The sequence below is a fragment of the Phytohabitans maris genome (genome assembly GCF_031085175.1).
Taxonomy (GTDB): domain Bacteria; phylum Actinomycetota; class Actinomycetes; order Mycobacteriales; family Micromonosporaceae; genus Phytohabitans; species Phytohabitans maris.
The window spans coordinates 184,676-201,742 of record NZ_JAVHUY010000016.1 but is presented as its reverse complement, the minus strand read 5'-3'; the positions used below and the strand labels follow the sequence as shown (position 1 = coordinate 201,742).

Below are 17,067 nucleotides of genomic sequence, written 5' to 3'. Positions count from 1 at the left end.
GCGCCGACGGTGGCGTTGCACATTCCGTGGGACAGGGTGGATGACTACACGCATCTGGCGGGGTTCGCGAAGGAGCATGGGGTCGGGTTGGGGACGATCAACGCGAATGTGTTCCAGGACGACGACTACATGCTCGGGTCGGTGACGAATCCGGATCCGGCGGTGCGGCGTAAGGCCATCGACCACCTCCTTGAGTGTGTGGACATCGCGGCTCAGGTCGGTGTCCGCGACGTGAAGTTGTGGTTCTCGGATGGCACGAATTATCCGGGTCAGGACTCGATCCGGGTCCGGCAGGACCGGCTGGCGCAGGCGTTGCGGGAAACCTACGCGCGTCTCAATCCCGACCAGCGTCTGTTGTTGGAGTACAAGTTGTTTGAGCCGGCGTTCTACACTACGGACGTCCCGGATTGGGGTACCGCCTACGCGCACTGCCTACGGCTGGGTGAGAAGGCGCAGGTGGTGATCGATACCGGGCATCACGCGCCGGGTACGAATATCGAGTTCATCGTGGCGTTCCTGCTACGCGAGCAGAAGTTGGGGGCGTTCGATTTCAACTCGCGGTTCTACGCCGACGACGACCTGATGGTGGGGTCAGCGGATCCGTTCCAGTTGTTTCGGATCATGCATGAGATCGTGTCGGCGGACGCGCTCAAGTCGGGGGCGGGGATCGCGTTCATGCTTGATCAGTGTCACAACATCGAGCCGAAGATCCCGGCGCAGATCCGTTCGGTGATGAATGTGCAGGAGGCGACGGCGAAGGCGTTGCTGGTCGACCACGACGCCCTGGCCGAAGCTCAGCGGGCCGGTGACGTGTTGGGTGCGAACGCGGTCTTCATGGACGCCTACAACACCGACGTGCGTCCCCTGCTCGCGGATGTCAGGCGGGAGATGGGTTTGGACCCCGACCCGGTCGCGGCGTATCAGCGGTCGGGTTATGGGGACAAGATCGTCGCCGAGCGGGTCGGCGGCCAGCAAGCCGGATGGGGAGCCTGAAAAGTGTCCACCGTTGACGACTCGCCGGTTGAGGATCTGATCGGCCGCTCGAACCGGCTCGGCGCCGACCGCCGCAACACCAACTACGCCGGCGGTAACACCTCGGCCAAGGGCACCGGCATCGACCCGGTCACCGGGCAGCCGGTCGACCTGGTGTGGGTCAAAGGGTCGGGCGGCGACCTGGGCACGCTCACACCGGCCGGGTTGGCGGTGCTGCGGCTGGACCGGCTACGCGCCCTCGCGCAGGTGTATCCGGGGGTGGAGCGCGAGGACGAGATGGTGGCCGCGTTCGACTACTGCCTGCACGGGCGGGGCGGGGCCGCACCCTCGATCGACACCGCGATGCACGGCCTGGTCGACGCGGCACATGTGGACCATCTGCACCCCGACGCCGGTATCGCGTTCGCTACCGCGGCCGACGGTGAAGCCCTCACCAAACAGTGTTTCGGGGACCGGGTGGTGTGGCTGGGCTGGCGGCGTCCCGGCTTCCAACTCGGCCTGGACATCGCCGCCGCCAAGCAGGCTCATCCGCGGGCGATCGGGGTCATCCTGGGCGGGCACGGCATCACCGCCTGGGGCAACAGCAGCGCCGAGTGTGAGGCCAACTCGCGGGAGATCATCCGGACCGCGCAGGCGTTCATCGACGAACGCGGCCGCCCCGACCCGTTCGGCCCGATCATCGACGGCTACACCGCCCTACCGCAGCCGCAGCGGCACGCCCGGGCCGCCGCCCTCGCCCCGCTCCTGCGCGGGCTGGCGTCCACCGACCGGCGGCAGGTCGGCCACTACACCGACACCGCCCCGGTGCTGGACTTCCTGGCCCGCACGCAACACCCCCGGCTGGCCGCGCTCGGCACCTCCTGCCCCGACCACTTCCTACGCACCAAGGTCCGCCCGCTCCTGCTCGACCTACCCCCCACCGCACCCCTGGATGAGGTCAAGCAGCGCCTCAAAGACCTGCACGAACAGTACCGGGCCGACTACGCCGCCTACTACCAGCAGCACGCCACCCCCGACAGCCCGCCGATGCGGGGCGCCGACCCGGCGATCGTGCTCATCCCCGGCATCGGCATGTTCTCCTACGGCACCAACAAACAAACCGCCCGCGTGGCCGGCGAGTTCTACCTCAACGCCATCAACGTCATGGCCGGCGCCCAAGCCATCTCCACCTACCAGCCGATCAGCGAAGCCGAAAAGTTCCGGATCGAATACTGGGCCCTGGAAGAAGCCAAACTCCAGCGCATGCCCCAACCCAAACCCCTGACCACCCGCATCGCCCTGGTCACCGGCGCCGGCTCCGGCATCGGCCGAGCGATCGCGCACCGCCTCGCCGCCGAAGGCGCCTGCGTCGTCGTCGCCGACCGCAACCCCCACACCGCCGCCACCGTCGCCGCCGAAATCGGCGACACCGACACCGCCATACCCCTCACCGTCGACGTCACCGACACCACCGCCATCCAACACGCCATCCAAACCACCCTGCTCACCTACGGCGGACTCGACCTCGTCATCAACAACGCCGGCCTATCCATCTCCAAACCCCTCCTCGAAACCACCGACACCGACTGGGACACCCAACACTCCGTCATGGCCCGCGGCTCCTTCCTGATCTCCCGCGAAGCCGCACCCACCCTCATCGACCAACACATGGGCGGCGACATCATCTACATCACCAGCAAAAACTCGGTGTTCGCCGGACCCAACAACCTCGCCTACAGCGCCGCCAAAGCAGACCAAGCCCACCAAGTACGCCTCCTCGCCACCGAACTCGGCCCCCACGGCATCCGCGTCAACGGCATCAACCCCGACGGCGTCGTCCAAGGCTCCGGCATCTTCGCCGCCGGCTGGGGCGCCCAACGCGCCGCCACCTACAACATCCCCGAACACCAACTCGGCGCCTTCTACGCCCAACGCACCCTCCTCAAACGGGAAGTACTCCCCGAACACGTCGCCAACGCCGTCTACGCCCTCACCGCCGGCAACCTGACCCACACCACCGGACTACACATACCCGTCGACGCCGGCGTCGCAGCCGCATTCCTGCGATGAGTACGGCGACGGTCGCGGCCGTCGACCTCGGCGCGGCCAGCGGGCGGGTGATGCTCGCGTCGGTCTCGCCGGACGGGGTGGCGCTGGAGGAGGTGCGCCGCTTCGACAACGGCCCGGTGCGGCTGCTCGACACGCTGCACTGGGACGCCCTCCGGCTGTACTCGGAGGTGCTTGCCGGTCTCCGCACGGCCGTCGCCCGGCACCCCGACCTGGCGAGCGTGGGCATCGACTCGTGGGCGGTCGACTACGGCCTGCTCGACCGTGACGGAGCGCTGCTCGGCAACCCGGTGCACTACCGCGACGCGCGCACCGACGGCGTGATGGAGACGGTGGTGGCCAAGCTCGGCGCGGAGTGGCTGTATGCCACGACCGGCCTGCAGCTGCTGCCGTTCAACACGCTGTTCCAGCTCGCCGCCGCGGCGGACACTCCGGCCGTGGCCGCCGCGGAGCGGATGCTGCTGATCCCGGACCTGCTCTCGTACTGGCTCACCGGCGTCGCCGGCACCGAGGTCACGAACGCCTCCACGACCCAGCTGCTCGACGTGCGTACCCGGGAATGGTCTTCCGAACTTGTCTCCCGCGCCGGCCTGCCGGCGCGGCTCCTGGGCGACCTGCGACGGCCCGGCGACCCCGCCGGCGTCGTGCGTGACCTGGACGTGCCCGTCACGGCGGTCGGCTCGCACGACACGGCCTCCGCGGTGGTCGCGGTGCCGGCGCGGGGCGAGCGGTTCGCCTACATCTCCTGTGGTACCTGGTCCCTCGTCGGCGTCGAGCTGCCTGAGCCGGTGCTCAGCGAGGCAAGCCGCGCGGCCAACTTCACCAACGAAGCGGGCGCCGACGGCACCGTCCGCTACCTGCGCAACGTGATGGGGCTCTGGGTCCTCCAGGAGTCGATGCGCGGGTGGGGCACCGGCGACCTGGGCAAGCTGCTGGCCGCCGCCGCCGAGGAGCCCGCGCTCGGCGCGCTGGTCGACGTGGACGACCCGGTCTTCCTGCCGCCGGGCGACATGCCGGCCCGGATCGCGGCGGCGTGCGCGGCGAGCGGGCAGCCGGTGCCGCAGTCGCCGGCCGGGTTCACACGGTGCATTGTGGACAGTCTGGCGCTCGCGCACCGCCGCGCGGTACGGCAGGCGTGCGCCCTCTCCGGCCGGGACGTCGACGCGGTGCACGTCGTCGGTGGCGGCGCCCGAAACGCCCTGCTCTGCCAGCTCACCGCCGACGCCTGCGGGCTGCCCGTGGTGGCCGGCCCGGTCGAGGCGACCGGGCTCGGTAACGCGCTGGTGCAGGCCCGCGCACTCGGCGTGCTGCACGGCGGCCTGGACGACCTGCGCGCCCTGCTGCGGCGTAGCCAGGAGCTGCGCACCTACCGGCCCACGCGGGGCGCGGAGGCGGCGTGGCGGGCGGCCGAGGCGCGGGTGCACCCCTCTCGCTGAGTCGCCGGACAGTTCGCGTACCCTCACTCCGGCGGCACCGGCCGGCCTCGATCATTCCATAGTGGACAGAGGGCGGACAAGTGGGTGAAGCGGGCAACGAGGAGACCCGGGAGCTCCGCGCCCTCGACGCCCCGACCCAGCACCTGCCCGCGCTGATCCCGGCCATGGCGCCCGAGCCCCCGGGTCTCCAGGAGACCGGCCTCGGCCGGCGGTGGCGGTGGCCACTGGTCGCGCTGGCCGCCGCGGCGCTGGCGAGCGTGCCGATCGCGCTGTTCGCCACCTCCGACGGGTCCTCCACGCCGCGCGGCCAGACGCCGCCCCTGCGGTGGCCACCGGCGGCCGCCGCGGTCTCCGAGTCCCCGTCCCCCACGCCGCCCCGCACGGAGGAACCGGTGGCGCCGCCACCTCCCCCTCCCCCGCCGGGCGGAGAGGCCGCCCCGCCCCGGGTTGCCACCTCGCCGAGCCCGTCGCCGACCACCCCGGCCCCCGCGTCGTACGAGGCGGAGGCGCCCGGCAACCGGCTGCGCGGCCGGGTCGCGGCGCGCGAGATGGCCGGCGCCTCCGGCGGCAGTGTGGTCGGCTGGGTCGGCCGCGAGCGCGACAACACGCTCACGTTCACCGGCGTCACGGTGGCGAAGGACGGGCGGTACGAGGTGACGGTCCACTACGTCACCGGCGAGCGCCGGACCGCCGCCATCGAGGTGAACGGCCGGTTCGCGGCCATGGTCGACTTTCCCGCCACCGGCGGCTGGGACCGCGTCGGCTCGGTGCGGGTCACGCTGGCGCTGCGAGCCGGCGCCAACACGATCGAGTTCAGCAACCGCTGGGCCTGGGCGCCCGATTTCGACCGCCTGGTCCTCTCGCCGTGATCGAAGCTCCCGTCAAGGCGTTCCAGCGACTTGGCGGGAGCTTCGATCACCGGAGCGCTAGCGGGGTAGCTCGGCGGCGCGTTCGTTCGCCATGGCCCGCGCGGCGGCCCGCGGGGAGCCGCCGGTGCTGGCCGCCCGGTCGAGCATCTCGTGGAGCAGCCCGCGCAGCGTGACCGAGATCTTCCCGAACGCGGCCTCCGCGGTCGGCGCGATGTCGCCGAACAGCGTCCACCACCACCAGGCGTTCGTCGCCACGTTGGCGACGAAATCCGGGATCACGGGTACGCCCCGGGCGGTGAGCGCCGCCTCGCCACCGGCCGTGGTCGGCGCGTTCGCCGCCTCGACGACGAGCCGGGCGCGGACCGCGTCGACGTTGGCCTCGGTGAGCACGTACGAGAGCGCGGCCGGCACCAGGATCTCCGCCTCGACCGCCAGCCACTGCTCCCGGGGCAGTTCCCGGTCGCCGGGGCGGAGGGCGCGCCGGTCCACCCGCCCGTACCGGTCACGGGTGCGCAGCAGCGCCTCCACGTCGAGCCCGTCCGGATGCCACACCACGCCGAGCACGTCGCAGATCCCCACCACGGGTACGCCGGCCCGCGCCAGGTAGCGCGCGGTGGCCCCGCCCATCGAGCCGAAGCCCTGCACGACCGCTCGCGCCCGCCCGCCCGGCAGCCCCAGCCGCTCGGCCGCGGCGAGCGTCACCTCGGCCACGCCGTAGCCGCCGACCAGGTCGGCGAGGCAGACACCGTCCACATAGACCGCGAACCCGGCCCGCACCCGGTCGAGCGCCGCCGCCGGATCCGGTACCAGCCGCAGCGCCGCGTCGATGGTCGACCGCAGCCCCGCCTCGATCGCCACCTCCTCCAGCACGTCCTGCCGCACGCCGAGGTCCTCCCCGGCCGACCAGTACGCCTGGAGCAGCGGCTTCATCGCGGAGACGTACCGCGCCATGACCCCGCGCGCCCCCGGATCCTGGGGTGCGAAGTCGATTCCGCCCTTTCCCCCGCCGAACGGGACGTAGGCGTCGTCCGGGGAGTAGACGACCGCCTCCTTGAGGGTCATCCCGCGGGCGAGGTCGCGCACCTCGTCGAGCGTGCAGCCCTCGCGCATCCGCAGGCCCCCGCTGGCCGCACCGCGTACCAGCCGGTCGATGACGAGGTAGCCGCGCTTGCCGGTGACCTCGTCGGTCCACGTCACTTCCAGAAAGCTATCCTGACTCGCCACTCAGCCAGAGTGCGCCGGCCGGTTCGCCCGCGGAGTCGGACACCGGTCAGCAAAACGGTCAATATTAGGATTCGACGGGTGACCGACTTCCGCGGCTTCGTCCGCGCGCACACCCGCCTCTCCCCGGTGCCGCTGGTCCCCGAGATCCTCCTCCACCAGGCGGACGAGGCCATCGCGCTGTGGGAGCGGACCGAAAACGAGTCGGCCACACGCCAGCCACCGCCGTTCTGGGCGTTCGCGTGGGCCGGCGGGCAGGCCCTGGCCCGCCACGTGCTGGACCACCCGGCGCTGGTCGCCGGCCGCGAGGTACTGGACCTGGCCGCGGGCTCCGGCCTGGTCGCGATCGCCGCGGCCAAGGCCGGCGCGGCGGCGGTGACCGCGGTCGACATCGACCCGCTGTCGCTGGCCGCGGTGGCCGCAAACGCAGCGGCGAACGGCGTGACGGTGGCAGCGGTGGAGCGCGACATCCTCGACACCACCCCGGACGCGGCCGTGGTCCTGGCCGGCGACGTCTTCTACAGCCGCGCGATGGCCGAGCGCATGATGGCGTACTTCCAGCGCGCGGCCGCCGCCGGCGCGCTGGTCATGGTCGGCGACCCGGGGCGGGCATACCTGCCGCCGTCAGGCCTGCGGAGGGTGGCCGCGTACGCCGTCCCGGTCGTAGCGACCCTGGAGGACGCCGAGATCAAGCAAACCACTGTCTGGCAGGTCACCCTGGACCAGGCGATCGGACCCGGCGCCACCCCGGGCGTCGCCCGCGATGGCGGGCGGTAGCGTGACCGCGTGCTGTTTCGGACCTGGGAGGCGCACGCGCGGGAATGGCCTGACGTCGCCACCGTCGCGGACCATGTCGGGGTCGAGCACCTCGTCGTGACGCGGCATGCCCTCGTCCGGCAGGTGCTGGCCGACCAGGAGACCTTCCGGCCGGACAACGCGCTCGACGCGGTCACCCCCATCCCGGTCGGCGCCCTGCGGATCCTCACCCAGCACGGCTTCCGGCTGCCGCCGACCCTGGCCAACAACGGGCATCCCAGCCACCCCGCGATCCGGGGGATCGTCGCCGAGGCGCTGCATCCGCGACGGGTCGAGGAGCAGCGGGCGTGGCTGACCGCCGTCGTGCGCGGGCGGGTCGGCCAGCTCACGGCCGACCTCGACGGGCGACCCATCGACGTGTACGGGGAGTTGACCGCCGACCTGCCCCTGCTGGTCCTCGCCCGGCTCGTCGCGCTGCCGGACGCCGAGGCGGCCGTGGTCAAGGAGTTCACCCGGGCGGCGCTGGAGCTCTTCTGGGCGCCGGTGGCGCTCGACCGGCAGCTCGCCCTGGCCGAGATCGTGGGGCGCTTCCACGCAGTCCTGCGGGAGTTCGCGAAGAGCGGGCCGGGGCTGGCGGCCGACCTGCGGGCGCACGCGGAGAGCCTGGACATGGTGGTCGGCGCGCTCTTCTTCCTGCTGGTGGCGGGGCAGGAGACGACCTCGCAGTTCCTGACGCTGCTGCTGCACCGGCTGACCGGCGAGCCGGCGGTGCTCGACGGCCTGCTCACCGGCGCCGTCGCCGTGGACGACGTGGTCGAGGAGGGGCTGCGCCTGGTACCGCCGATCGTCACCTGGCGGCGGGTCGCCGCGCGGGACACGGTGCTGGGCGGTACGCCGGTCGCGCGCGGGACGAGCGTCCTGCTGTGGCTCGCGCGGGCCGGCCGCGACGGGTCAGTAGTGCCGAATCCGGACGAGTTTCGCCCGGGTCAGCGGGGCTCGCGGCGGCACCTCGCCTTCGGCGCCGGCGCCCACCGCTGCGTCGGCGCCCAACTCTCCCGCATGGAAGCCTCGGTGGTGGTGGCCGAGACCGCGCCGCTGTTGCGGGGCGTCGAGGTGGTACGCCCCCCGTGGTGCCCGGACAACCTCTCCTTTCGCATGCCGGACGCGTTCGTCGTCCAGAAAGGCTAGGGACGCCAGCCCGGGCCAAGGCTAGGAGACGTCCTCGGCCCAGACCCGCCAGTCGTCCAGGACGCCGTAGAGAGCGGGCGTCAGCCAGCCCGGGGCGGAGCGCTGGAAGACGCCGGGCTCCATCGCGCCGGCGCCGTCCGGGAGGGCGCCGACCAGGTTGGGCAGGAGCTCGCCGAGGTTTTCCCAGTGCACCAGCTCCGGCTCGGGCGGCCACGCGCCCAGCACCACGCCCGCCGACACGCCGCGGCGGTCCAGGGCCTCCAGCGTGAGCGCGGTGTGGTTGAGCGTGCCGAGGCCGGCGCGGTTGACCACCACGGCCCGCGCGTCGAGGGAGACCGCCAGGTCGGCCACGGTCCACGGCTCGCCGGACGGGCGCAGGCCCATCGGCACCAGCAGCCCGCCGGCCCCCTCGACCAGCACCAGGTCGTGCTTTTCCGCCTCGGCGCGCACCTCGTCGACCACCGCGTACAGCTCCAGTGGCGCCAGCTCCGCCACCCGCGCGGCGGCGAGCGGGGCCAGCGGGTCCGGGTAGGTCGCGAGCGTGCGCGCGGTCGCCGGGCTGGCCAGCCGGTTGACGATGTCCACATCGGAGGGTCCGCCGGTGGCGGTACCCGTCTGGCCGGGCTTGACCACCGCGACCCGCAGCCCGGCGGCCTGCGCGGCCGCCGTGATGGCGGCGGCCACCACGGTCTTGCCCACGTCGGTGTCGGTGCCGGTCACGACCACCGGCCCGCGCCATTCCCCGCTCATGGCCGTCCTCGCTTCGCCACGGGCGGCCACGAGGTGCCCGGCCGGCCTCGCCGCGGACCGGTCGCCGCACAAGCGGCGGGATCGCGGACCGATCGCGGCACAAGCAAAGAGATCACGGTGCGCACTCCACGATCACGTCGAGGGCCCGGTCGAAATCGGCCCGCGGCACGCCGACGTTGACCGTCAACCGCAGCCGGGCCCGACTGTCCGGAGTGGAAGGTGGACGGAAGCAGCCTACGGCCACGCCGCGATCGCGGCAGTCCGCGGCCCACGCCACGGCGGTCTCCGGGCCCGGCGCGGTCACCGAGACCACCGCCCCGGCCGGGGTGGAGACCTCGAGGCCGGCGGCACGCAGGCGGCGTACCAGTGTGTCGGCGCGATCGGTGAGCTCCGCGCGGCGGCCGTCGGAGGCGCGGGCCACCTCCAGCGCGGCGAGCGCGCCGGCGGCGACGGCCGGCGGTGGCGCGGTGTCGAAGATGAACGTCCGGCCGGTGTCGACCAGGTGCCGCGCCAGCGGCGCCGGCCCGGCGACGAAGCCACCGGCCGCGCCGAGCGACTTGGAGAGCGTGGCGGTGACCACCACGTCGGGCTCGCCGGCCAGGCCCGCGGCCGCGACGCCGCCGGCGCCGGCCGGGCCGGTCACGCCGAGCGCGTGCGCGTCGTCGACCAGCAGCAACGCGCCGTGGCGGCGGGCCGCCGCGTGCAGGTCGGCGAGGGGCGCGAGGTCGCCGTCGACCGAGAAGATCGACTCGGTGACCACCACCGCCGGCCGCCCGGGCGCGGCGGCCAGGGCCGCCTCGACCGCGGCGACGTCCGCGTGCGGCGTGACGACCACCTCCGCGCCGGAGATGCGGCACCCGTCGATCAGCGAGGCGTGGTTGTGGGCGTCGGAGACGAGGAGGGTACGCGGGCGGGTCAGCGCCCGCACCGCGCCGAGGTTGGCCAGGTACCCGGAGGAGTACACGAGCGCGGTCTCGGCGCCGAGCCAGCCGGCGAGCCGCTCCTCCAAGGCGGCGTGGGCGTCGGTGGAGCCGCGGACGAGGCGGGAGCCGGTGGCGCCGAGCCCGTACGCGGTGAGTGCCGCCTGGGCCGCGGCGACCACGTCCGGGTGGGTGGCCAGCCCGAGGTAGTCGTTGCCGGCCAGGTCCACCACGCCCTCACCGGGCGACCGGTGTCTCAGCCGCCGGGTGAGCCCCGCCTTGGCGCGCAGCTCGGCCTTGCGATCGAGCCGCTCCAGCCATTCACTCATGATTCCCCTCGTCACCTTACTTGTAAGGTACGACCATGCCAGAGATCCTCGACCTCGCCCGTACCCAGGTGCTCGAACGCGGCGTCGGCCTCGACGAGGCCGGCGTGCTGGCGGTGCTGCGCCTGCCCGACGAGTGCGTACCGGACGCGCTGCAGCTCGCCCACGAGGTGCGGATGCGCTGGTGCGGTCCGGAGGTCGAGGTCGAGGGCATCGTCTCGCTGAAGACCGGCGGCTGTCCCGAGGACTGCCACTTCTGCTCCCAGTCCGGCCTCTTCACCTCGCCCGTACGCTCGGTCTGGCTCGACATCCCCGCGCTGGTGGAGGCGGCCAAGCAGACCGCGAAGACGGGTGCGACCGAGTTCTGCATCGTGGCCGCCGTGCGTGGCCCGGACGACCGGCTGATGAAGCAGATGCGCGAGGGCGTCGCGGCGATCCGGGCCGAGGTGGACATCCAGGTCGCCGCGTCGCTGGGCATGCTGAGCCAGGCGCAGGTCGACGAGCTGGTCGAGATGGGCGTGCACCGGTACAACCACAACCTGGAGACCTGCCGCTCGTACTTCCCGAACGTGGTCACCACGCACTCGTGGGAGGAGCGCTGGGACACGCTGCGCATGGTCCGCGACTCGGGCATGGAGGTCTGCTGCGGCGGCATCCTGGGGCTCGGCGAGACGGTGGAGCAGCGGGCGGAGTTCGCCGTGCAGCTGGCCGAGCTCGACCCGCACGAGGTGCCGCTCAACTTCCTCAACCCCCGCCCGGGTACACCGCTCGGCGACCGCCCGGTGGTCGAGGGCAAGGACGCGCTGCGGGCGATCGCCGCGTTCCGGCTCGCGATGCCGCGCACGATCCTGCGGTACGCGGGCGGGCGCGAGCTCACACTCGGCGACCTGGGCACGCGCGACGGCCTGCTGGGCGGCATCAACGCGGTGATCGTCGGCAACTACCTGACCACGCTCGGTCGCCCGGCCGGCGATGACCTGGCCCTGCTCGACGAGCTGAAGATGCCGGTCAAGGCCCTCTCGGCAACGCTGTGACCGGGAAGGGCGACGCTGTGACCGCCGCCGCGCTCTGGTGTGACCGGTGCGGTGAGCGGGCGGCCGAGGGCGACCACTCCGCCTGCGCCGCCGCCCGGCGGCTGGAGCCGCCGCGCTACTGCCCGGCCTGCCGCCGCCGCATGAAGGTGCAGGTGCTGCCGGCGGGCTGGTCGGCCACCTGCGTCGAGCACGGCACGGCGCGCTCGGGCTGAGGCCGAGACCATGCCGCCACTACCGCGCCGCCGGGCGGTAGTGGCGACCCCCGTCACAGCTCGGACGGCTCCCGGTCCAGATGCGGGTCCGCCTCGGCACGGATCGCCAGGCAGTCGGCGGGCATCGTGTCGACCATCGTGCCGGTGCCGTCGGAGCAGCGGTAGCGGACCAGGGCCGCCCACTCCGAGGCGCCCTCGACCACGCCCGCGCGGCGGAAGCCGTCACGGTGCACCCACACCGGGTCACCCGGCCGGTACGGCACGGCCGGTGCCGGCGCGGTCGGGCCCGGGATGGCGACGGGGGCGGCGGCCGGCTCGTACGTCACGGCGCGTCCACCGCTCTCGGTGGCCACCACCCAGGTGATGCCGGCCTTGCCGGTGGTGCGCGCGTGCCGCTTGGCCCGAAACATCGCCTGGTCGGCACGGCGCAGCAGGTCGGGAAGGTCGGCGGGGTGCCCGGCCGGGACCACGCCGATCGAGGCGGTCACGGTGAGCTCGCGTCCCGCCACGTGCATCGGGGGCGCGATCGCGGCGCTCAGCGAGGCGGCGACCTCGTGCCACCAGGACTCGGCGGCGTCCGCGCGCGGCGCGCTGGGCAGCGCGGCGAACTCGTCACCGCCGAACCTGGCCACCAGGTGGTCGCCGAGGCAGGCGGACATGCGCCGGGCGATCTCGCAGAGGACCTCGTCGCCGGCGTCGTGCCCGTACGTGTCGTTGATCGGCTTGAAGCCGTTGAGGTCGAGGATCAGGACCGCCGCGGAGCGCTCGCCGCCGAGCAGCAGCGTCGGCGCGATCGCGTGGAAGAGGCGGCGGTTGGCGAGGCCGGTGAGCGCGTCGTGGCCGGCCATCCAGTGGAGCGTCTTGCGCTCCGCCTCCAGCCGCTGGACGTGCGCCTCAAGCTGGTCGATGCGAGCCTGGAGTCGAGCGGCGTCGGCCTCGGTCCGCGGCTGGCCACCGGCGGGCGGCGCACCGCCCGTGTCGGCGGCGGCGGAATCGAGGATCCGCATCGGCCATCCTCTCAAGACTGCGGCGGACCAGCGGTGCCGTCGAGTCGACATATGGCGACGAAGGATGCCCTCGCCACAAAGGAATCATGACAGTTTGCAGACGCACGTGCAAGATTTCACCTGGATAACTGTCACGACGACATCGTGCATCGGAACCAGTTTCGGCTACTCTAGGTACGTGCCACTTTCGTGGTGAAAGAATGATCCGCGCGCCCCAAGCGCGGTTCTGCCTGTCACACGGGCATCGGGTGGCACACCGGTCACCGGCCCGGGGGTCACGCCGGTTACCCACAGCAAGCACTCCAGCGCGAGGGAGTACTGATGAGTAACGAAACCGGCTGGATCATGTCCAGTAGGTCGACCGGCAACGGCGGCAGCTGCGTCGAGGCGCGCCGCCACGAGGGCCTCATCGAGGTCCGTAACAGCAAGGCACGCGACGCCGGCACGGTGGTCTTCACCACCGAAGAGTGGGACTCGTTCCTGTTCGGCGCCAAGCGCGGCGAGTTCGACCAGCTCCTGGCCGACTGACCACAAGCGGACCCCGAAAAGATCGCCGGCCCCTCGGGGCCGGCGATCGCGCTAAGTGGACGGTCTCGATCGTGCTAAGTGGACAATCTCAGAGCACGCGGCCCATGCCGACGTAGAAGCTCGACAGGTGCGGGTTGTCCTTGAAGTCGTCGGCCGTGTCGGGGTCCGGCCGCCACTGGTTCACCCAGGTGAGACCGGGCTCGACCATCTCGAGCCCGTCGAAGAGGCGGGCGACGTCGCTCTTGGTACGCGGCGTCAGCGGCGTGGTGGTCTGCCGCCGGTACACCTCCTGGCTCCTCTTCCAGTACTGCGCGTGCTCCTCGTCGAACACGATCTCGTCCACGGTCGCGTGCGCGATCACGACGTGGCTGCCCGGGGCGAGCTTGGAGCGGAGCGTGGCCACGATGTCGCGGGCCTCGTCGGTGTCTTCCACGAAGTGCAGGACGGCGACCAGCAGGACCGCGACCGGCTGGTCGAAGTCGAGCAGCTTGCGCACCTGCGAGTGGGTGAGGATGGCCTGCGGCTCGCGGACGTCGGCGCGGATGGCCGTGGCGAACTCGTTGCCCTCCAGCAGGTCCAGGCTCTCGGACACCGCCTCGGGGTCGATGTCCACATAGACCACTCGGGCGTTCGGGATCGCCGCCTGCGCGATCTCGTGGACGTTGCCCTCGGTGGGGATGCCCGAGCCGAGGTCCAGGAACTGGCGCACGCCGGCCGAGGTCAGGTAGTTGACCGCACGTCCCAGGAACGCCCGGTTGCTGCGGGCGATCGCGGGCAGCAGCGGCGACTTCGACAGCACCACCTTGGCGGCTTCCTGATCGGCCGGGAAGTTGTGGATCCCGCCCAGGTAGTAGTCGTACATCCGAGCCGCCGTGGCCGGCTTTTGATGTGCGCCTGGCACGCCGTTGCCCACCCCTGTCACGCCCTTCCCCAGGTCGTCGTCACCGGTACTCCCCTACCGGTACGGAATCCTTACTGATGAGGTCGAAGATCCGCCGATATTCGTCGACCTCGGCCTGCTCCTCCAGGTAGAGCGCGCCGACGTGGGACTCCAGGTAGACCACGTCCGGGTCGTCCGGGTCGTCGAACTCCAGGATCCGGAAGGCGCCGGCCATCGCCGCGTGGGCGCCGACCGAGAACGGCAGCACCCGGATGTCGACCGCGTCCTCCCGAGAGAGCCGCCGCAGGTGCTCGATCTGCGCCTTGAGCACCTGCTCACCGCCGACCGGCCGGGTCAGCGCGCCCTCGCCGAGCACCGTCACGAGACGGATCGGCGGGTTGCGGGCGAACAGGCTCTTCTGCCGCTGCATGCGGAGCTTGATGTGGCGCTCGGCGGCCTCCGACTCGACCGGCTGCTCGGCGCCGAAGACGCCCCGCGCGTACTCCGGGGTCTGCAGCTCGCCGGGGATGACCTCGCCGTCGTACCCGAACATGCGGGACGCCGACGCCTCCAGACCGACGTAGAGCTTGAACCACTCCGGGATCACCGGGCTGGCGTCCCACCACTCCTGCTGGGACGTGCCGAGCGCGAGCTCGGCGAGCGCGTCGGTGATGCTCTGGTCCGCGCCGTACAACCAGCAGAGCGCGCGCACGTTCGCCGCGGTGACCGGCACCTTGCCAGTCTCGATGCGGTGCAACGTCGGCTCTGAAATACCCAGCCGCGCTTCCGCGACCTCACGCCGACTCATCCCGGACGCGGTCCGTAATCGAGTCAGCCGCCGTCCCAACGTCCGTCGCACGACGCGTTGGCCTGTGACCGGCACTCCCCACCTCCGCCCCGCCAACCCCGTGTGGACGATGACGCCGAATACCGTACCTGCAACGCCGAGTTGTCAACAGGCGACCCGGCGTCGCGAATCAAACAGATGATGTCGGAGCTGCGTAACCTAGGTCTGACGAATCGTGATACACCCCTCATCGGGTGGGAATTTGCACTCATCGCGCCGGCTACGGCGAAGGCAAGGATACGGCAGTCACGAGCAGATGCATCCCCGACGACGGGTTGTCGTGCGGAAACGCGGTGCCGTTCCGGGCATGCATCCGGTCGAGGACGATCGCCCGTTCCACGGCCGCCAGGCGTCGGGCCATGTAGCTCCTCCCTATGACGCCCTTGTCCTCCTGTCCATCACAGGAACGACGAAGGCGGCGCGCGCCGTCGTTGTCGAGCCACGCCCGCCAGTCCTGGAAGTGCAGGACCAGCCACAGTTCGAAGCAGGGATTGGAGACGGCCACCCGGATGTCGTGCCGTTGGGCGAGATCCAAGGCCTCACGCAGGCCCGGATGGTTGGCTGGCCATTCCACATCGAACACGCACCAGATCTCGTCGACCTCGCCCTCTTCGCGATCCGCCCGCTCCCGGGCTTCGACGGCCGCGCGTACCAGCGTCAACGGCACGGACCCGGCTGAGCTCCGCTCGATGCGTAGATCAACGGCAGCGACATCCTTGACACCCGGCTCACGCTTCGCCTCAAGGGCTTACCCGCCTTGGACCGGCCGCGTGCCATCAGTCTCCGCCTGCCGCCAAGCCGAGGACGCTGCGCAGTAGGCGTTGATCGAACTGGGGCACGGCACCGAACCGTCCCTGCAGGTATGCCTTCTCCAGATTCAAGGATCGGCGGACCTTGTCCCCGCCGTACTCGGCGAGGGCGGTGAGAACGGTGGCACCCCGCTCGTTCTTCTCGGTCAGCCAGACCTCGTCCCGATTAAGGTGGTTGAGGAGGCTCGTGTCGTGTGTAGTAAAGATCAGCTGGGCACCGTACGGGTTGGCCTCCGGATCCTGAAACAACTCGAGCAGGCGCGCCGACAGCTTCGGATGGAGGCTGGCGTCGATCTCGTCGAATAGGAGCACCTGGCCATTTCGGAGAGCCCACAGCATGGGTCCGATAAGGCCGAACCAGGTGCGCGTGCCCGCTGACTCCTCACCAAGATCGAAAAGCAACTCCTGACCGGCTGCCCGATGCACAAACCAGAGCCTGGGGCGAACGTCCCCATCCGAACCGGCCAAATCATCGACGACCTTTACGTCGTCGATCCCCAGGTCGGCCAGGCGCAGCAGCGCCAGTGCGGATTTCGAGCCGAATTGCTCCGACTCCGATTCGCCGAACAGTGCCAACTGCTCGCCGCGCGTGGCGTCGATGAACAGCCGCTGCGTGGACGACATCGCCTCCCACGGCGACCACGACCGCCCCCCGAGGTGCCGCTGACCACCCAGGATGCCGACGTTCGCCAGCAGCCGCCCGAAGCCCTCGACCTCGGGTATGTCGAGTCTCATCGCGGCGGAAAGCGCGAGAGTCGTGGGTGTCAGTAGCTCCCGCGTCCCGGAGAGTCCGCCCAGCCCTCGCCTGAAGGTGACCTCGAGCCCATCCCTCTCGAAGAGCGATCGACGTCGCCGCTCGGGATAGCTGTAGAGCCCTTCGAAGACAACGCCCTCGTCGTCGAGCTCGACCCGGTACTCGTAACGAACACCATCCACCATCATTTCGACCTCGAAGGTCGATGGTGTCTCCGGCCCAACGGCAAACTTGAATGCATTTCGTGGAATGCGCCGATCCCAGGACCGCAATGAATCGCGAACCGCGACCGATATCCACGCGAATGCGTCTAGCAGATTGGACTTGCCGGACGCATTCGGGCCGTACACCCCGGCGACGGTGAGAACCTTCTCGTTGAGCCGCTCGTAGGAACGCGCCGCGGGTCGGTCGTCGTCGACGGCGACCATGGAGAGCTCGACCGGCTCCATGATCGACCGATGGTTGGAGACCTCGAACCGCAGCAGCATCAC

At 71.3% G+C, this 17,067-nt stretch carries 17 protein-coding genes; 9 read left to right on the top strand and 8 right to left on the bottom strand.

Going from position 1 to position 17,067, the window contains the following annotated elements; all coding sequences use genetic code 11:
- From rhaI to RB614_RS19025, 4 genes are all read left to right on the top strand, one after another.
- Positions 1 to 993 (top strand): L-rhamnose isomerase (gene rhaI, locus RB614_RS19040; protein ID WP_308713881.1); only part of this gene is annotated, 993 nt, incomplete at its 5' end.
- 3 nt (positions 994 to 996) lie between these two features.
- Positions 997 to 3,042, top strand: coding sequence for a bifunctional aldolase/short-chain dehydrogenase (locus tag RB614_RS19035; protein WP_308713880.1), 2,046 nt, complete (start codon positions 997 to 999; stop codon positions 3,040 to 3,042).
- Positions 3,039 to 4,475: a rhamnulokinase gene (locus RB614_RS19030; protein ID WP_308713879.1), complete on the top strand. Its 1,437-nt coding sequence runs from the start codon at positions 3,039 to 3,041 to the stop codon at positions 4,473 to 4,475. Before RB614_RS19035 ends, RB614_RS19030 begins: the two co-directional genes overlap by 4 nt.
- 80 nt (positions 4,476 to 4,555) lie before the next feature.
- Positions 4,556 to 5,344, top strand: coding sequence for a CBM35 domain-containing protein (locus RB614_RS19025; RefSeq protein WP_308713878.1), 789 nt, complete (start codon positions 4,556 to 4,558; stop codon positions 5,342 to 5,344).
- 57 nt (positions 5,345 to 5,401) lie between these two features.
- Here RB614_RS19025 and RB614_RS19020 read toward each other — a convergent pair whose 3' ends face one another.
- Positions 5,402 to 6,541, bottom strand: a complete 1,140-nt coding sequence (locus RB614_RS19020) for a Glu/Leu/Phe/Val dehydrogenase dimerization domain-containing protein (protein ID WP_308713877.1) — start codon at positions 6,539 to 6,541, stop codon at positions 5,402 to 5,404.
- A 105-nt stretch (positions 6,542 to 6,646) separates the two neighbouring features.
- Here RB614_RS19020 and RB614_RS19015 point away from each other — a divergent pair, with 105 nt between their 5' ends.
- Positions 6,647 to 7,342: a class I SAM-dependent methyltransferase gene (locus RB614_RS19015; protein ID WP_308713876.1), complete on the top strand. Its 696-nt coding sequence runs from the start codon at positions 6,647 to 6,649 to the stop codon at positions 7,340 to 7,342.
- Between the two features lie 9 nt (positions 7,343 to 7,351).
- Complete coding sequence (locus RB614_RS19010; RefSeq protein WP_308713875.1) at positions 7,352 to 8,509, top strand: cytochrome P450; 1,158 nt, start codon at positions 7,352 to 7,354, stop codon at positions 8,507 to 8,509.
- Positions 8,510 to 8,530: 21 nt separating this feature from the next.
- Here the strand turns inward: RB614_RS19010 and bioD are convergent, their stop codons facing one another.
- Both bioD and RB614_RS19000 read right to left on the bottom strand, forming a co-directional pair.
- Complete coding sequence (gene bioD / locus RB614_RS19005; protein WP_308713874.1) at positions 8,531 to 9,259, bottom strand: dethiobiotin synthase; 729 nt, start codon at positions 9,257 to 9,259, stop codon at positions 8,531 to 8,533.
- A gap of 112 nt (positions 9,260 to 9,371) precedes the next feature.
- A complete protein-coding gene (locus RB614_RS19000; protein WP_308713873.1) occupies positions 9,372 to 10,508 on the bottom strand; it encodes an 8-amino-7-oxononanoate synthase in 1,137 nt (378 codons plus the stop codon).
- A gap of 35 nt (positions 10,509 to 10,543) precedes the next feature.
- On the opposite strand from RB614_RS19000, the gene bioB reads away from it, so the two are divergent.
- Both bioB and bsaP read left to right on the top strand, forming a co-directional pair.
- On the top strand, positions 10,544 to 11,539 hold the full coding sequence (gene bioB / locus RB614_RS18995; RefSeq protein WP_308713872.1) for a biotin synthase BioB: 996 nt from the start codon (positions 10,544 to 10,546) through the stop codon (positions 11,537 to 11,539).
- Positions 11,536 to 11,751, top strand: a complete 216-nt coding sequence (bsaP, locus tag RB614_RS18990; RefSeq protein ID WP_308713871.1) for a biotin synthase auxiliary protein BsaP — start codon at positions 11,536 to 11,538, stop codon at positions 11,749 to 11,751. Before bioB ends, bsaP begins: the two co-directional genes overlap by 4 nt.
- A gap of 53 nt (positions 11,752 to 11,804) precedes the next feature.
- Here the strand turns inward: bsaP and RB614_RS18985 are convergent, their stop codons facing one another.
- Positions 11,805 to 12,758 (bottom strand): diguanylate cyclase domain-containing protein, encoded by a 954-nt coding sequence (locus RB614_RS18985; protein WP_308713870.1) that lies wholly within the window; start codon positions 12,756 to 12,758, stop codon positions 11,805 to 11,807.
- A 321-nt stretch (positions 12,759 to 13,079) separates the two neighbouring features.
- Between RB614_RS18985 and RB614_RS18980 the strand changes: the two genes are divergently transcribed.
- Positions 13,080 to 13,286 carry a DUF397 domain-containing protein gene (locus tag RB614_RS18980; RefSeq protein WP_308713869.1) on the top strand — a complete coding sequence of 69 codons (207 nt, stop codon included), beginning with the start codon at positions 13,080 to 13,082 and terminating at the stop codon, positions 13,284 to 13,286.
- An 88-nt stretch (positions 13,287 to 13,374) separates the two neighbouring features.
- Here RB614_RS18980 and RB614_RS18975 read toward each other — a convergent pair whose 3' ends face one another.
- From RB614_RS18975 to RB614_RS18960, 4 genes are all read right to left on the bottom strand, one after another.
- A complete protein-coding gene (locus RB614_RS18975) occupies positions 13,375 to 14,187 on the bottom strand; it encodes an SAM-dependent methyltransferase (RefSeq protein WP_308713868.1) in 813 nt (270 codons plus the stop codon).
- 40 nt (positions 14,188 to 14,227) lie between these two features.
- A complete protein-coding gene (locus RB614_RS18970; RefSeq protein ID WP_308713867.1) occupies positions 14,228 to 15,025 on the bottom strand; it encodes a helix-turn-helix domain-containing protein in 798 nt (265 codons plus the stop codon).
- A gap of 208 nt (positions 15,026 to 15,233) precedes the next feature.
- Positions 15,234 to 15,704 carry an RloB family protein gene (locus tag RB614_RS18965; RefSeq protein WP_308713897.1) on the bottom strand — a complete coding sequence of 157 codons (471 nt, stop codon included), beginning with the start codon at positions 15,702 to 15,704 and terminating at the stop codon, positions 15,234 to 15,236.
- Between the two features lie 85 nt (positions 15,705 to 15,789).
- The gene (locus RB614_RS18960; protein WP_308713896.1) at positions 15,790 to 17,064 is read right to left on the bottom strand and encodes an AAA family ATPase; all 1,275 of its coding nucleotides are present in this window, start codon (positions 17,062 to 17,064) and stop codon (positions 15,790 to 15,792) included.
- Between the last annotated feature and the right edge of the window lie 3 nt (positions 17,065 to 17,067).

What these genes read in the sequence shown, in the direction of transcription:
- RB614_RS18960 (WP_308713896.1), bottom strand. Translation starts at nt 17,064, where the DNA reads ATGCTGCTGCGGTTCGAGGTCTCCAACCATCGGTCGATCATGGAGCCG.
- bioB (WP_308713872.1), top strand. Translation starts at nt 10,544, where the DNA reads ATGCCAGAGATCCTCGACCTCGCCCGTACCCAGGTGCTCGAACGCGGC.
- RB614_RS19000 (WP_308713873.1), bottom strand. Translation starts at nt 10,508, where the DNA reads ATGAGTGAATGGCTGGAGCGGCTCGATCGCAAGGCCGAGCTGCGCGCC.
- RB614_RS18985 (WP_308713870.1), bottom strand. Translation starts at nt 12,758, where the DNA reads ATGCGGATCCTCGATTCCGCCGCCGCCGACACGGGCGGTGCGCCGCCC.
- RB614_RS18980 (WP_308713869.1), top strand. Translation starts at nt 13,080, where the DNA reads ATGAGTAACGAAACCGGCTGGATCATGTCCAGTAGGTCGACCGGCAAC.
- bioD (WP_308713874.1), bottom strand. Translation starts at nt 9,259, where the DNA reads ATGAGCGGGGAATGGCGCGGGCCGGTGGTCGTGACCGGCACCGACACC.
- RB614_RS19030 (WP_308713879.1), top strand. Translation starts at nt 3,039, where the DNA reads ATGAGTACGGCGACGGTCGCGGCCGTCGACCTCGGCGCGGCCAGCGGG.